Origin of the sequence: Brevibacillus fluminis (genome assembly GCF_003710825.1) — a bacterium.
In the GTDB taxonomy this organism is placed as follows: domain Bacteria; phylum Bacillota; class Bacilli; order Brevibacillales; family Brevibacillaceae; genus Brevibacillus_D; species Brevibacillus_D fluminis.
On the sequence record NZ_RHHQ01000010.1, the window covers coordinates 77,489 to 92,362 of the forward strand.

14 protein-coding genes are annotated in these 14,874 nt (G+C 51.5%); 2 read left to right on the forward strand and 12 right to left on the reverse strand.

The window, feature by feature from the left end; genetic code table 11:
• Window positions 1-21: 21 nt before the first annotated feature.
• The 11 genes from EDM56_RS13305 to EDM56_RS13350 all read right to left on the reverse strand — a co-directional run bounded on the left by EDM56_RS13305 (window position 22) and on the right by EDM56_RS13350 (window position 10,006).
• Complete coding sequence (locus EDM56_RS13305; RefSeq protein WP_122918406.1) at window positions 22-1,062, reverse strand: homoserine dehydrogenase; 1,041 nt, start codon at window positions 1,060-1,062, stop codon at window positions 22-24.
• 12 nt (window positions 1,063-1,074) lie between these two features.
• Window positions 1,075-1,542, reverse strand: a complete 468-nt coding sequence (locus tag EDM56_RS13310) for a hypothetical protein (protein WP_122918407.1) — start codon at window positions 1,540-1,542, stop codon at window positions 1,075-1,077.
• A 289-nt stretch (window positions 1,543-1,831) separates the two neighbouring features.
• A complete protein-coding gene (locus EDM56_RS13315) occupies window positions 1,832-2,140 on the reverse strand; it encodes a hypothetical protein (protein WP_122918408.1) in 309 nt (102 codons plus the stop codon).
• 505 nt (window positions 2,141-2,645) lie between these two features.
• Window positions 2,646-4,238, reverse strand: coding sequence for an LCP family protein (locus tag EDM56_RS13320; protein WP_246009373.1), 1,593 nt, complete (start codon window positions 4,236-4,238; stop codon window positions 2,646-2,648).
• 265 nt (window positions 4,239-4,503) lie between these two features.
• Complete coding sequence (locus EDM56_RS13325) at window positions 4,504-5,946, reverse strand: LCP family protein (RefSeq protein WP_122918409.1); 1,443 nt, start codon at window positions 5,944-5,946, stop codon at window positions 4,504-4,506.
• A gap of 127 nt (window positions 5,947-6,073) precedes the next feature.
• Complete coding sequence (locus EDM56_RS31485) at window positions 6,074-6,211, reverse strand: hypothetical protein (protein ID WP_183192424.1); 138 nt, start codon at window positions 6,209-6,211, stop codon at window positions 6,074-6,076.
• A gap of 104 nt (window positions 6,212-6,315) precedes the next feature.
• Window positions 6,316-7,110: a TatD family hydrolase gene (locus EDM56_RS13330; protein ID WP_122918410.1), complete on the reverse strand. Its 795-nt coding sequence runs from the start codon at window positions 7,108-7,110 to the stop codon at window positions 6,316-6,318.
• On the reverse strand, window positions 7,107-7,904 hold the full coding sequence (locus tag EDM56_RS13335) for an ABC transporter ATP-binding protein (RefSeq protein ID WP_246009374.1): 798 nt from the start codon (window positions 7,902-7,904) through the stop codon (window positions 7,107-7,109). The genes EDM56_RS13330 and EDM56_RS13335 overlap by 4 nt, the downstream gene beginning before the upstream one ends.
• Window positions 7,885-8,664: an ABC transporter permease gene (locus EDM56_RS13340; protein WP_246009375.1), complete on the reverse strand. Its 780-nt coding sequence runs from the start codon at window positions 8,662-8,664 to the stop codon at window positions 7,885-7,887. The genes EDM56_RS13335 and EDM56_RS13340 overlap by 20 nt, the downstream gene beginning before the upstream one ends.
• Window positions 8,661-8,951 (reverse strand): thiamine-binding protein, encoded by a 291-nt coding sequence (locus tag EDM56_RS13345; protein WP_122918411.1) that lies wholly within the window; start codon window positions 8,949-8,951, stop codon window positions 8,661-8,663. Before EDM56_RS13345 ends, EDM56_RS13340 begins: the two co-directional genes overlap by 4 nt.
• Window positions 8,952-8,974: 23 nt before the next feature.
• Entirely contained in the window at window positions 8,975-10,006 is a 1,032-nt protein-coding gene (locus tag EDM56_RS13350; RefSeq protein ID WP_122918452.1) for an ABC transporter substrate-binding protein, read from the reverse strand.
• Window positions 10,007-10,373: 367 nt separating this feature from the next.
• Here EDM56_RS13350 and EDM56_RS13355 point away from each other — a divergent pair, with 367 nt between their 5' ends.
• The gene (locus EDM56_RS13355; protein WP_122918412.1) at window positions 10,374-11,471 is read left to right on the forward strand and encodes a YheC/YheD family endospore coat-associated protein; all 1,098 of its coding nucleotides are present in this window, start codon (window positions 10,374-10,376) and stop codon (window positions 11,469-11,471) included.
• 242 nt (window positions 11,472-11,713) lie between these two features.
• Window positions 11,714-12,616 carry a C40 family peptidase gene (locus EDM56_RS13360; protein WP_122918413.1) on the forward strand — a complete coding sequence of 301 codons (903 nt, stop codon included), beginning with the start codon at window positions 11,714-11,716 and terminating at the stop codon, window positions 12,614-12,616.
• Between the two features lie 186 nt (window positions 12,617-12,802).
• On the opposite strand, the gene EDM56_RS13365 is transcribed toward EDM56_RS13360, so the two are convergent.
• Window positions 12,803-14,833, reverse strand: coding sequence for an SEC-C metal-binding domain-containing protein (locus EDM56_RS13365; protein ID WP_122918414.1), 2,031 nt, complete (start codon window positions 14,831-14,833; stop codon window positions 12,803-12,805).
• Window positions 14,834-14,874: the final 41 nt, after the last annotated feature.

Here is a 14,874-nt window from a genome sequence, read left to right on the forward strand (position 1 = left end):
AATAAAAAACCCCCTGACCATTCAGGGGGTTTTGTGCATCATCAAAATATGCTCCAGGTCTTTGCATGCGGCTGCTGCCGCTGCGCGAGGGTCCGATTTTCCGCCGATTACAAGCAGCTCGCCCATTACGTCGGTCTCGACCATAACGGCTTTTGTCGCGCCATTCACCTGTGCGAAGCTGTGCTCAGCCGGATATAGACGGGGCTTGACGCTTGCGCAGATCCCGTGTGCTGTCCGGCATATTTCCCCGGTCAGCTTGGGGACGAGGTTTTGCTCGCGCCACTGTAGCATTTGCTCCACTGTGATCCCGGTGATCCCTTCTCGTTCAATCTGCTCAAGCCGAAGCCCGGCATCAAAGAGTGCGTTTGCCAAGATCACCAGTTTGCAAGCTGTATCCCAACCTTCCAGATCAAAGCGGGGATCCGGCTCCGCGATACCGCGACGCTTGGCCTCAGCCACCGCTTCCTCAAAGGGCACGTTGTCCTGGTACATCTTGCTTAAAATGAAGTTGGTCGTGCCGGTGAAAATGCCGACGAATCGACTCACCTCGCAACCGGCCAAATTGTACTCGGCCAAATCGATGGTGGGCAACGCCGCTGCAGTTGCCCCGCTGATTTTAAGCATAACCTGATGTTCCTCGGCCAGCCTTTTCAACCCCGGATAATCGAAGACAAGCGCCCCTTTGGAAATCGAGATCACATGCATGCTGCACCGGAGCGCTGTCGTGATGTACTCGTACGCCGGACCACCTGTGACGAAATCAGTCGGTCCTGCTTCGATCACCACGTCGGCCCCAGAGCCCTGTAAAAATGCTGTGCCTGTATGTGCCTCCGATGCTTCCGGCGACGCTTGCAAGCCGCCTGAAGCCGCCGTGAGGGCTGCAAGCTGCTCGCCTGGCAAGCCCGCTTGGTGATACAGACCTTTTTTTGAGCCGCAGACCCCGACAATGCGCACGTCCGCCTGATAGCGCTGCAGATAGCGCTCTCTACGCTTCCCGATCAGCTCCGCCACATGCCAGCCCACTCGACCAAAGCCCGTGATGACGATATTCCACTGTTTCACCTTGTAGCCCTCCTACAGAAGCAGCAGTTTGCCCGTATCGGCCGCCCACTTGCCGAGCAGCTTTTGATATTGGGCCTGCTCCTCGTCGGACGACATTTCCACGATGAAATGAAACGCCAATACCGCCAACTTTTCAACCGCTTTGCCTGGCTCCAAGTACCGCGTCTTTTCCACGAGCGTCATTTCAGCCACGATCTGCTGGCCCGCAGCCAAAAGCTTCTGCGGATCGCGCTTCTCCTTTTGGCAATCGTATGACACTTCAACTTCTACTTCATACAAGCCTTTTTCCAAAGGAAAGACATGGATCGTCGCCGTCGGCTTCCCTGCCTGGATCGCATCCTCATTTTCCGCGAACATCAACTCCACCTCATGCGTCTCTTCTTCCGCAATCAGCGATTGCTCCGTACGCATGAGCACCTCCACAATGTCACCGTGCTCACTGAGCTGCTGCTCCAGATGACCGATCAATTGCTCCAACATCGTCATCCCCTCCTTCTTCCATCATGCTTCATCACATTCCATAAGTATAATTAGAAAACTTGGCTGCGCCAAGTTTAATTGGCGCGGCCTTAGTTGCGCTTATACTGGAGCGGGTGCGTTTTAGCTTCCGCTCTGTATTAGAAAACTTGGCTGCGCCAAGTTTAATTGGCGTGGCCTTAGTTGCGCTTATACTGGAGCGGGTGCGTTTTAGCTTCCGCTCTGTATTAGAAAACTTGGCTGCGCCAAGTGGCGCGGCCTTCCCCCATCCCCAAAAAGAAAACCCCTCCGCTCAGGAGGGGGTTACATTATCGAAATTTTTGGACTGCAGAAACTCACTCAGCCATGCACGCCGTACATCTTTGTTCGGACAATACCCTAGCAAATAACTGTCACCATGCATATATTTTTCCTTGATCCATTCTTTGTGCTTGCGAAAGAATGCATGTTGGAAATCAAGCGGCATTTGTTGATACTCTTCAATTGCGGAAGGATTTTGGAGGAAAAACTCCTCGTCATACACCGTTTCTTCAGCGGGTTGACGACTGCACAAGTAAAAAAACAACACCACTAAAACTGAATTAATAATAAATTGTGTCATTCTTCAATCCCTCCCAAGTCCCTATGTCCGATAGCCGAACTCGAAAATGAATGCGCTTACACTATATATTATCGAAAGCATCCATTTCGTTCGACTTATTCGTATATTATTATCTTACCATGATTTTTGTGTTTGCAAACCTGAAACTTTCTGAAAATGGCGGCATTAGCAAAACTGGCTCCGCGCCTTCTGCGGAGCCTAGTTGCGCTTATCCTGGAGCGGGATTGTTTAAGATTCCGCTCTGGATTAGCAAAACTGGCTCCGCGCCTTCTGCGGAGCCTAGTTGCGCTTATCCTGGAGCGGGATTGTTTAAGATTCCGCTCTGGATTAGCAAAACTGGCTCCGCGCCTTCTGCGGAGCCTAGTTGCGCTTATCCTGGAGCGGGATCGTTTAAGATTCCGCACTGGATTAGCAAAACTGGCTCCGCCGCATTTTCTGAGCCTTAGTTGCTTTTCCCACCAAAAAGAAAAACATCACCCGATCAGGTGATGTTTGCGTCATTCGCTTATGATTTTCCCGTTTTATTGGACTTGTTTTCAGCTGGCGGTTGTGCGTTTCCTGTCTCGGTAGAGGTTCCTGTTTGCGGAACCATATCTGGTGGTGGTGTCGACTGCGACTGAGGCGATGTCTGCTGTTGCGATTGTGTCTGTGGTTGTGTCTGTGGTTGTGTCTGTGGTTGTGTCTGTGGTTGTGTCTGCGGTTGTTGTGTTTGCGGCTGCTGCATATCGGCAGGCGGCTGTTGATCCGTCGGCTGCTGATTCCCTTGTACGGTGCCGGTTCCTTGCGGATGCACCGGCACAGCAGGATCGGGCGTTGTTTGCCCACCCTGCTGCTCTGGCGTTACCATGTCGGCCGGCGGCGTCTCCTGCTTCGCTTCCTCAGAAGGCTCGTGCTTTGTTTGTTTAGCCGACGCTGTTTTTTGCACCGGCTTTTTTTTCGTTACCGTTCTCGTAGTCGTCGCTACATCGTCATCCGATCCGTTTGAGATGATCGAATTGTTTAGCTTGCCGACATCTTCCGGCTTGATGCCCATCTCGGTTTGCAGTGTCGTGCGGATGTTGTTCATCGTATCTTTCGGTAAGAACGTATACCCCGAATTACCACTCCAGAACGCATCGTTTTCCAGGCTCGTGATGGAGCTCGCATCGATTCCTTTGAAATCGTAGACGATTCCTTTGATCTTGTCAGGCGGCAGGTCGGTATGAATATGTTTTCCGGCGATATCGATTACATTGAAAATTTTGGTTACTCCGTCAAGAGAAATCATCTTGTTCACGATAGCTTTGATGACTTCCTGCTGTCTGCGGTTGCGGTCAAAGTCATTGGAAAAATATTTGGTCCCGCGGTTGTCATGACGATGTCGGACATAGCCAAGGGCTTGCTCGCCATTGAGCAGCTGTTGACCCGGGTTCAAGTTGATATGGGTGTCATCGGTTGGGTCATCGTAAATGAGTTTGCGATCCACATTCACGTCTACCCCGCCCACTTCGTCGACGACTGCCTTGAAGCCATCGAAATCGACAGAAACATAATACTGGAGCGGAATCCCAAAAACCTCGCTCAGCGTTTGCTTCGCTAATGTAATCCCGTTCACGACAGGCGTCTGGCCATTTCGCTCAGCTTCGCGTTTTTCCGCTTCACCGTTGGCGTAGACGGAATTGATTTTGTGATAATCGCGATAGCCAGGGATTTTGATGCGCGTATCACGCGGAATCGAAAGCATCGTGACTTTTTTATTGACTGGATTAATGACCGCCACCATCATGACGTCGGTATTCATCGAGCCTGTCTCTTTTCGGGTGTCACTGCCTAAAATCAACAGGGAGATCGGTTCATTGGCGTGGTACTCTTTGCTCAAGTTAGGGTCAACCGTCTGCACCCCGTCTTCCGTTTGGGTCGAGCTCGCCGTCTTCAGCGCATTGTCCACTTTCCAATATACCGCACCTGCTGCTCCTCCGCCCACCAATAGCAGGAAGAGAAAAAGTATGGTAAAAAATCGTTTCCAATTCCGTTTCTTTTTTACCGGCTTCGCCTTGGTAGTCCGCTGGGGCGTCCTCCCGGGGTCCGGCATCCGGGTTCTTGCTGCCGAATCTCGCATATGTAATCAGACTCCTTAGTTACGTAATGCACTACCAAAATCATATGTGGTCCATGGCGCCGTTTGCACAATCGACAAAAAAAACGATTTCACGTATCACGTGATTGGCACTGTTAAACGAAGATATTGCGAAACAGACCTTTCCAAGCAAAAGTCTTCTAGTATTCTATCACAGGAATGTCTGGTTTTGTAGAAAAAAAATCCCTCTCCCCGTGTCATCTGACGCGAGAAGAGAGATTTTTCATCGTGAATTGTCGTTTTTCACTTAGCCTTGATTGGGTGTATCCGCATAATCTGCAGGTGGTGCAGCTGGTGTTGCCGGGTCTGTCGACGGCGTCTGTGGCGCATAATCTGCCGGGGGTTGCTCTTGACCAGCTGGTTGCTCCTGGTTCGGTGTCCCGCCGTTCATATCGGATGGCGGCTGTTCCTTGCCAGTATTCGTCGATGGCGTAGACGGTTTGGTAGAAGGCTTTTTCGTCGGCTGCGCTGGTTGCTCTTCCACAGTCGGCTGTTTGACTTCGGGTTTTGTGGTTGTGGTTTGCGTCTGCTTCGGAGGCGTAACGACCGATCGCGTTTTTTCATTTGCACCCAGCGAAACGGAGTCGTTCAGCTGACCGAGCGTTTCCGGTTTGATATTCATCTCCGTCTGCAGCGCGGTCCGGATGCTCGCAAGCTTGTCGTTCGGGAAGAACGTGTAGTTCATGTTCGGCCCCCCAACCCAATAGGCCCCGTTTTCCAACGAGTTGATGGCGCTGGAATTGACTCCGGCAAAATCTTTGAGCACCCCTTTGATTTTGTCAGGGGGCATGTCTGTCCGCAAGTGATCGCCGGCAATCTTCATAATATCGAGAATTTTGGTCATACCGTCAATCGTCGTCATCTTATCCACAATCGCATGAATGACTTCCTGCTGTCTGCGATTGCGGTCAAAGTCGCTCGATTCATACTTGGAGCCGCGGTTGTCATGACGATGGCGCACGTAGTCGAGCGCTTTGTCGCCGTTCAGCACTTGCAGCCCCGGGCTCAAATTGATATGCGTGCCATCCGTCGGGTCATCATAGACCAGCTTGCGGTCGACATTCACTTGTACACCGCCTAGCTCGTCGATAATGGCCTGAAATCCTTTGAAGTCCACTTCCGCATAATATTGAATCGGAATGCCTAACACGTCCTCAAACGTGCTTTTCAGCAACGTGATCCCGTTCTCCGTCGGCTTCTGTCCTTTTTGCTCCGCGCGCTTCTTTTGGTTTTCGCCAAGCGCATAGACGGAATTGATCTTCTCATACCCGCTCGTGCCCGCCAGCTTGATACGCGTGTCACGCGGAATGGACAGCATTGTCACTTTTTTGTTCACTGGATTGATCGTGGCCAGCATCATCACGTCGGTATTTAGGCCACCGCCGTTTTTCCGCGTGTCACGACCGATAATCAACATCGAAATAGACTTATCCGGTTCATAGACCGTGCTAAGGCCTGGCTTAACCGTGGCTACCCCGTCATTTGGCGTAGGCTGACTCACATCTTCCACGAGCTGGCTGAACTGCCAATAGAGTGCGCCCGCTGCCGCACCACCGCTTACGACAAGCAACAAAAGCAGCAGCAGAAGGTTTTGCTTCCATCCGCGTCTTCTCCTCGGTTTTACCTTACGGGGCTCTTTTTGAGCATTTTTGTTGTTTGGCAGCCGTGCCGGCTTCGCCGCTTCTCCCATATGTATCAGTCTCCTTTATCTGGTTGTTAATTTCGACAAAAAAAGAAAAATTCCCCCTTCTTCGTGTATTTGACGAAGAAAGAGGAATTTTGTTACAGCAGTGGATACACCTTTCGGGTGAACCTCGTTATTGCAGCCCTTTTGGCGCTTGGCTAAAGCCTTGCACAGGTCCGTCTTTTTTTGGCTGCTGCGAACGGTGCGCATCGCCGCCTTGACGGACATGGCTCTCTTGCTTGCCGTTGATGTCATTTGACTTTTTTTCCATAGCAAATCGCCTCCTTTGCCGCAAACTTGCTTTAGTTTGTGATGAAAGAAGGCGGGTTATCCAGTCGGGCGGACAATTTATGCCGCTTTTAGGAGATGGAGCAATTACTCCTTGATTCGGTAAAACGCGCACGTATTGGCATATACGCGTTCTGCTATCTGTTCATTCGCCAAGCCTTTCAGCTCAGCCAGCTTCGCCACCACGTCAGCGATCATGGCCGGATGAGTCATCTTTCCAGCAAACGGACCTTCAAACGGCCATGGCCCATCCGTTTCGACCATCAACTGCGAAAGTGGATAGAGGCTCGCCAGCTCTTGGATGTCCGGTTCATACAGCACATCCGGCGTTAGCGAAATATAGTACCCATTGCGGATCATGCGCTCTGTCGTTTCCACCGGACCTTTGTACCAGTGAAAATGTGCGCGATTCACCCTGTGCTTTTCCAGCATGTCGCATGCGATGGCGGCGTCATCGTAGACGGCGTGCAAAACGATCGGTTTATCCAGCTCTTTGGCCAACCGGATGAATGTATCCAACAGCTCAATATAGGGTTCGAGCACAAAAGCTTTCCCCTTCTCTTCCATCTCCTGCCGCAAATAATACGGCAGCCCAACCTCGCCGACCGCGACCATTTCCGCCGCGTGTTCCCGAATCCATGCCACGAGCTGCTCCTGCTCGTGCGGTGTCGGTACAGCCTGCTCAGGATGATACCCATATGCCGGAAAAACAAGCGTTGGGTGCTGCTTCGCAAGTGCGCTCGTCCGCTTGGCAGAGGCGAGATCCATTGAGACGGCGATCATACCGCTAACGCCAGCACGAGAGCAATCACGCAACATCTGCTCCTGTTCCGCTGGCTCATACTTTTCCAAGTGAATATGCGCGTCAATACCTACCTTCATTTTGCCTCACCTACCTCAAGCGCATGTTCCACACTGTTTCGCTTCAATGACTCATACAATTCTTGTCGCAGCAGCTGGAATTCCTTCGCATGCATGATCTCCTCCCGGCGCGGACGGGCAAAAGGCACCTTCAGCTCTTGCAGGACGCGCGTCGGCTTGTTTGACAGGACATACACCCGATCCGCCAGATACAGCGCTTCCTCGATGCTGTGTGTGACGAACAGGACGGACCGCTTGTTCGCTTCCCACAATTCCAGGAGCCAATTTTGCATGTCTTGCCGCGTCAGCGCATCGAGCGCACCGAACGGCTCATCGAGGCACATCAGCTCCTGGGGAGACAGGAGAGCACGCGCAAACGAGGCACGCTGCTGCATCCCGCCGGAGAGCACGTGCGGATACTGCTGCTCATAGCCTGCAAGCCCCACTCGATCAAGCCACTCCCGGGCCAGCTTAAGCGACTCTCCTTTCGGGTAGCCCGCGACTTCCCTCGCCAAAATGACGTTTTCTTCAATCGTACGCCACGGCATCAGGGCCGGCTGCTGCGGCATGTAGCTGATCAATCCTTTCGTCCCCGTCACATCACTGCCATCCTGCACGATTCGGCCAGAGGTTGGCGCCAAGAGACCGCCAATCAAATGAAACAAGGTGCTTTTCCCACTGCCGGAAGGGCCGAGTATCGCGACGAATTCGCCCACACCTACGGTCAAACTGATGCCGTCCAGCACTTTCGTCTCTTTTTTGCCATTCCGAAAGCTTTTCACGATATCTTGTAACTCAAGCTTGATTTCGGACACGCGCGCCCCTCCCTTTGATCAGCCATTTTTCCAATAGAAGCACGGCGGCGAACATCACCAGGCTGAGCGCAAAAATGACCATCAGCGCGACGAAAATCCGATCCGTACGAAACGACGATTTGGCAAACAGCATGTAATAGCCGATTCCTTTGTCGGTGCCGAGCCATTCCGCGATAACCGCCCCCATGACGCTGTATGCCGCTGTAATTTTCAGTCCGGCGAAAAAATAAGGGAGCGCGTTCGGAAGCTCTAGCTTGAAAAACAGCTGACGCCGGTTGGCACCGATCATTTTCATGTAGTTGTACATAGACGGGTCAGTCTGGGCAAAGCCATCGAGCGTGGCAATGACAACAGGGAAAAAGCAAGCGAGCAAAATCACGATCATCTTGGGCAAAAGTCCATAGCCGAACCAAATCATCAACAGCGGTGCCAAGGCGATGATCGGAATGTTTTGGGTCAGGATCAAAAGCGGATAAAACCCGCGTTTAAACCCGGGGATCAGGTGCAGGATGCACGCGATGACCAGACCCGCGGTCCCGCTTAGCAAAAAGCCTGCGAGTGCGATTTGGGACGTCGCCCATGTGTGCATGCCGAGGCGCGGCAGCTCCGATAAGGCTTCGCGCAAAATGTCTGCCGGGGAAGGCAGCAGCCACTTCTCGATACCAAACAAGCTGACAGAAATCTGCCAGCCCAGAATGAAAAGGAAGACCACCAAAAGTGGTGGCCAACTCGTTTGAAGCCATTTCATACCGCTTTTCATCGGTATTTTTCCGTTAATTTGTCCATCGAGGCACCCGATGGCTTGAATAAGATTTTAACCTGTGAAATGACGCTGGGGCTCCCCATCTCCAGCATCGCTTCATTCATCCGTTTCACGATGTCCAAGAGTTCGTCCAGATCACCCTCCATCGTCGTTTCCAACGGATTGACCACATATTTAACTTTGGACTGATCGATGATCTCGATGGCCCGGTCAACATACGGGATGACATCCTCGTTGTCTTTCGTTCTCGGCAAAATTTGAATGCTGACAAGTGCATTTGCCATTATTTCATCACTCCTGCTCGCTTTTATTCAGGAAGGAACTGATTCGTAAACGCCTTATCCGCATCGAGCTGCTTCTCCAAAAGCTTGTGATCAAGCATCCAGCCCGCATAGTTTTCCCATACTGCTTTTTTCTGCTCGCCCCAACGTGGTGCATCGTCCTTGTAACGTGGCGACAGCCATTTTTGGCTCGCATGCACGAGATTTTTGTCCAAGTCAGGCGCTGCTTTGCAGAGGATATCCGCCGCTTCGTCCGGTTTGTCGATCGCAAACTGATAGCCTTTGGATACTGCAGCCATGAATTTTTTGACCACATCAGGCTTCTCTTGAATCATTTTTTCATTGGTAACAAGAACAGGGGTATAGTAGTCCAGTTTTTCCGAGTAATCTTTCAAATAGATCATGTTCATCGGCTCTTTACGTTGCTCCGCCTCAATTCCGGTCCAGCCGTAGTAAATCCAGGCGAAATCGATGTCGCGTTTGACCGCCGTGAAGTAATCCGCGTCACCGATGTTGACGATTTTGACTTTGCTCGCATCCGCTTGCTGGCCTTGCATCAATGACTCGATCATAGCGTTTTCTGCAGGCGAGCCCCAACCGCCGTACGTTTTGCCTTCGAAATCTTTCGGCGTTTTAATGTTTTTGGCGACAGGCGATGCGAACCCGGACGTATTGTGCTGGATCACAGCCGCGATGGAAACGAGCGGCACACCTTGAATGCGGGCCTGGGTGACGCCTTCCTGATAGCTCACACCAAATTCTGCGTTACCCGCGCCAACCATCTGATCCGATCCAGTCTGCCCCGGCTGGATGATTTGTACATTGAGTCCTTGCTCTTTGAAAAAGCCCTTTTCCTGTGCGACATACAACCCGGTATGGTTGGTGTTAGGCGTCCAATCCAGCACCACTTTGATGTCAATCGGCTTGCCCGTCTCTTGTGCAGGCTGACCGGCAGCTGCCTGATTGCCCGACGCAGGCGGCTGTGCGCCTTGTGAGCATCCTGCAAGGGCCAAGAACGTGCCCAACAGTGCAAACGTTAGTTTTGCTTTGATTCTCATGGTTTTGTGTTCCACTCCTCTGGTTGAAAATGAAAATAAAAACGCCCCCTGATCCAGGGAGCGCTCAATATCCATGCGAAAGTACCTGTTCGCCGCTTCTCGCGGACGGAACGTTTCCTACGCTGGCATTACCCAGATCAGGTATAAGGGTCAGTATCTTGAAGGGATACACTCTCAGCCGGCCAATTCCAGCACCCCATGGCATCTATTAGGTTTCGGCTACATTATAGCACAACCGGTCGGTTTGTCTATACGTAAGTGACACTCAGCCGCAAATCCGCATAAAAAGGCGATCATACCGGCTCACCTTCCTTGTACTAGGCTACATATACTGTCACCAGAATCCCGCTAGGAGGTAATCTGTTGCATGACGAGACCAACCATCGGCATACTGACATGGCGCGGCGAAGGAAGCCGGTTCGCTGAACCCGGCTATTTTCGCCGTTTAGTTCAGGAAGGCTCGCATTTGGGCGCGAATGTATTCCTCTTCTCCCATAAAGATGTATCCTTGGCGCAACGCAAAATCAGAGGCTATGTCCCCGGTGCAAGCGGCGGCTGGGTTAGCAAAATCTTCCCCTGGCCTGATGTTGTCATCGACCGCTGCCGGAAAGGTTCGCCGGAGTACAGGGAGCTACGTAAGAAAAAAAATCTGTTCCTTTACGCCAATCATACGTACACGAATAAAGCGACAGCGACAAAAATCTTTTTGAAAGAAAAAAGCTTGCTGAAATGGATGCCAGACACGGTTGACTATTCGCCCACAAACCTGCGCGACATGCTTGGCAAATACAAGCTGCTTTACATCAAGCCGGGCAATGGCACGGGCGGCCGCAGCATTTTGCAGCTGCGGCATGCAAAAGATGGCTATCATCTTCTCGGGCGTGATCTTTCACTCGTTCGGCGTAAGGCGCATTTGAAGAGCGAATCGGCATTGGTCAGCTGGTTGAACCGCTGGGTCAAAAACCAGCAGATTCGCAACGGAAATTTCATGGTCCAGCAAGGCTTGCAGCTCGCCCTCGTCCCGGGTCGCGTCGCCGATACCCGCTTATTGATTCAAAAGGATGAGACGGGCACATGGTCCGTGACAGGGCTCGGCGTCCGCGTCGGTCCAAAAGACAGCTCCACCTCCAATTTGCATGGCGGAGGAAAAGCCGTTCCGTTCCAAACCTTTTTCAAAGAGCGGTTCGGCGAGCAAAAGACAGCTGCGATCCTCGCTGAATGCCACGAGCTCGCTCATGCAGTCGTTGATGTGATCGAGCAGCATTTTGGCAGCATGATGGAATTCGGCCTGGACATTGGCGTCGATGTAAATGGAAGAGTGTGGCTGATTGAAGTGAACCCCAAACCAGGGCGCGACATTTTCAAGGAGATGGGGCAGACTGCCTTGTTTCGCCAATCCATCCAGCGCCCGCTGCAATATGCCATGCATCTTCTCGATCAGCAAAAAGCCCAGAAAGCCCTGTGATTCAGGGCTTTTTCTCATTTTATTCTCATTTTCTCCTCATCATATTCTCATTTACATATAGGAAAATAGACCCTAACGAAAAGAAATCTCGTTACCGATAGTTAGAAATCTCTCCTTTTTTAGGTCCATCTGCTCAAAATGCCCATAGGAAAATTTTGCAGGGTTATGTATCAGGATACATTGCTTTAACATGGAAATGTACCCAGTTAACTGGGGCGACAACAACACGAGGAGGAACAACAATGACAAAAAAAGATTGGCTGAAAAAATCTACATTGGCTGTCATGCTGAGCACATCCCTGTTGGTGTTCGCTGATGGTGGACAAGCCTTCGCTGCGCAAGCGAGTGCGAGCGATGTAGCGAACGATGCCTACGATTTGCTGGGCAAACCATATAAAAGCAGTGCAAACGGGCCAAGCTCCTTTGACTCGGCGGGATTCATTACATATGTCATGAAAGAAAGCGGCATAAAGTTGGATGATTCGCTCAAATCGTTGACGACTGCAGGAAAAAGCGTAGCTAAGACTGACATCAAGCAAGGCGATATCCTGTTCTTCAAGAACGATTCCTATGCAGGTATCTACGTTGGTAACGACAAGTTCCTGTACGCTTCCAAAGGCCAAGGGAAAGTTGTTGAACAAAAGCTTTCCAAAGTGAAAAGCGATTTGACCAAAGTTCGCCGTATTCTGGATACGACTACCGGCACCACTAAGCCAGAAACTTCTCAAAATTGGGAAAAAGTTGCCCAAAGCGTCATCAAAGCTGGTGAAAAGTACATGGGCACACCATACCAGTATGCTTCCAGCCGTTCTGACAAATCTACGATGGACTGCTCCGAATTCGTAATGTGGGCCTATAAAGAAGGCGCGAACATCGATCTGGGTAAAGGCGGCGCTCGCTCCGAGTACAAGAAAACAAAAGAGATTTCCCGCAGCCAACTGCGTCCTGGCGATCTCGTCTTCTTCTCGACCAGAGCAACTATGAAATATGACGCAAACGATATCAACCGTATCGGTCACGTCGGCATTTATGTTGGCGATAACAAAGTACTTCATACATATGGTGAAGGCGGCGTAAAATACAGCTCCATGAAAAGCGGTTGGTGGAACGAGCACTTTGTCAGAGCAGGTCGTGTCATCAACTAACGAATCGTACCATCGCATGAAGGATTTAATACATTGGCTCCCCAAGTTTTTTGGCGGAGCCTTTTGTGATATCACGGCGCCGACAAGCCTTTGTTACACTTCTTATACTCACATAGAAAGCCCTCAGACACCGAATTCCGGTGCACTGAGGGCTTTTAACTTTTATGCTATTGCGTGGTAGGGCAACTATGCCAGCACGGTTATGTCAGCACCTAGAAGTTTGGAAACAACCGGCGGATACAGCTCCGGTGTGCCGTACAAATACCAAACTCCGTCCGCTGCTTGTCCAATCACGGCAAACAGCGACCAGTTGGCTGCGAGCGTATCTTCCACTGCGCTCTCGAGCTTGAGAACCAGCTCAGCGCCACTTTTTTGCTTAACGCTCCATCCAGATGCCTGCTTCGCTGAAACGACCCAAACATTCTCTGCGACCTTGCTCGGCTTACGAGCGGCATCGTATAGATTGCCCAACGCTTCTTTTTGCAGCAGTTGGCGCATCCGGAACGCTTCCGGCAATGTCTCCTTCAGCTCCGACAGCAGCGTTTGCATTGCAACGGAGAGAATGGTCTGGTACCGCTTATCCAGCCATTTGAAGAACGCGGTTAAGACGGAAAGCAGATTGGCTGCAAACGTTTTGGAAATGGTCTCCGATCGCTTCACGCAATCGTGCGTGAGGAAATAGGCCATTTCCTCCGGACGCAGCTGCGCCCAATCAAAACGCGGTCCGAATGCGCTACGCACAAAGGTGCGGAACAAATTCATGACCTCATCGTATTTTTTTACAGTTGCTTCAGACTTGCCTTCCGTCATATCGCGCACAAAATCTGCGATATCGCCAAGCAGCTGCGGCTGTACCGTATAAACACTTTCCGGCAGCCCTTCGATCAGCGGGCGGCTAAGCAAGTTTTCGATGTTCAACGTCGAATTCGGAAGCGCTAGGCGTGGTCGGAGCATATCCAAGCGCATATAGCGGCCTGCTCCTTGGCCTACCTGATTTTCCTTCTCCATCTGAGTCACGACTAGCTCCAACTGCTGTTTGAACTCGCCATGCTCTGATGCAGCGACCAGAATCGGTTCCATGCCGCCCAATTCAGGCTGCTCCGAGGTCAGCCACTTTTCGGCAAAGTACGTCTGAACAGCCCACTGAAGCAGTTTAGGTGGAAGCGCAGGCTCACTAGTGATGAAGATGGTGCCTTTGCTTAAGCGCGCATTGGTCGAGGTCAGCACTTGAATCGGCTGCTCTTCTACAAGCTCACTGCAGTACAGTGCATCGGCGATCTCATCTGCTTGAGGCGCAAATGCCTCGATGACGAGCACCTCTTCTTGCAGATGCAATTCACCCGCAACTTCATGCAGCTCCAAAAGCGCGTTGCCGAGTGAATGCAGCAAAAACTCCTGTTTCGCTGTTGTATACACCCACAGCTCATCAGCCACATCTTGTTTTTTCAGCGTAAATGACGGATTCGCCTCCAGGCGCTCCCGAATTTCACTGCGCGAAAACGGCTGCTTGTACGTGCGGCGCAAAAGCCCTGTTGCCTGTCGCTCCGTCTCTGTCGAACCGGATTGCAAAACAAAACGGTACAGGTCAGGCGCTGTAAGGCCACCCGAATTTTGAGCCAAATCGATTAACGCTGGTTGCAGCTGGGCTGGCAAAAACATGCTGCCCGAGAACAGCAACTCCCGCTGTCCAAGTGACAGCAAGCGGCCTGCTATAATCTGCCCGGGTTGTGGGGTGACACCTTTGACGTCGACGACTTCACGGCGTCCCTCCCCAAGCAGCTCGCGAACGGTTACATGATCATCATGAATCTCCTCAAGTACGTAAAGCGCGAACGAGAGGTTACGGAAGCCTTCTTGCAGCTCCGCTTCCATTTTCCGGCCATCTTGGGCCAAAAATTGATCCAGCAAGCTGCCCCCGACTGGTTTGCGATCAAACACAAACCAGTTGTAGAAGTGTGCAGCCCATTCCGGCGAAAGCAGCGTTTCTTCCGGCAAGCCCACTTCTTGTGCGATTTGCGCCCGCGCTTGCGCTACATCCGCATCCGTCGCTTGTACGCCTACGAATCTGCGCAGCTTTTCGATCCACATGGTGTATTCCTTGCGCAAGCGCTGTTCACGCAAACTCCGCAATTCATCAATGGGCGTGACGACACCACAACATTTTTTGTATTTTTTTCCGCTTCCGCACGGACAAAGCTCATTTCTACCGACTGACATGGGGGATGGTTCTACTCCTTTCGTCACGAAACACTCACGCA

What these genes read in the sequence shown, in the direction of transcription:
- EDM56_RS13310 (WP_122918407.1), bottom strand. Translation starts at nt 1,542, where the DNA reads ATGTTGGAGCAATTGATCGGTCATCTGGAGCAGCAGCTCAGTGAGCAC.
- EDM56_RS13315 (WP_122918408.1), bottom strand. Translation starts at nt 2,140, where the DNA reads ATGACACAATTTATTATTAATTCAGTTTTAGTGGTGTTGTTTTTTTAC.
- EDM56_RS31485 (WP_183192424.1), bottom strand. Translation starts at nt 6,211, where the DNA reads ATGGAAAAAAAGTCAAATGACATCAACGGCAAGCAAGAGAGCCATGTC.
- EDM56_RS13345 (WP_122918411.1), bottom strand. Translation starts at nt 8,951, where the DNA reads ATGGCAAATGCACTTGTCAGCATTCAAATTTTGCCGAGAACGAAAGAC.
- EDM56_RS13340 (WP_246009375.1), bottom strand. Translation starts at nt 8,664, where the DNA reads ATGAAAAGCGGTATGAAATGGCTTCAAACGAGTTGGCCACCACTTTTG.
- EDM56_RS13360 (WP_122918413.1), top strand. Translation starts at nt 11,714, where the DNA reads ATGACAAAAAAAGATTGGCTGAAAAAATCTACATTGGCTGTCATGCTG.
- EDM56_RS13355 (WP_122918412.1), top strand. Translation starts at nt 10,374, where the DNA reads ATGACGAGACCAACCATCGGCATACTGACATGGCGCGGCGAAGGAAGC.
- EDM56_RS13365 (WP_122918414.1), bottom strand. Translation starts at nt 14,833, where the DNA reads ATGTCAGTCGGTAGAAATGAGCTTTGTCCGTGCGGAAGCGGAAAAAAA.
- EDM56_RS13350 (WP_122918452.1), bottom strand. Translation starts at nt 10,006, where the DNA reads ATGAGAATCAAAGCAAAACTAACGTTTGCACTGTTGGGCACGTTCTTG.
- EDM56_RS13320 (WP_246009373.1), bottom strand. Translation starts at nt 4,238, where the DNA reads ATGCGAGATTCGGCAGCAAGAACCCGGATGCCGGACCCCGGGAGGACG.
- EDM56_RS13325 (WP_122918409.1), bottom strand. Translation starts at nt 5,946, where the DNA reads ATGGGAGAAGCGGCGAAGCCGGCACGGCTGCCAAACAACAAAAATGCT.
- EDM56_RS13330 (WP_122918410.1), bottom strand. Translation starts at nt 7,110, where the DNA reads ATGAAGGTAGGTATTGACGCGCATATTCACTTGGAAAAGTATGAGCCA.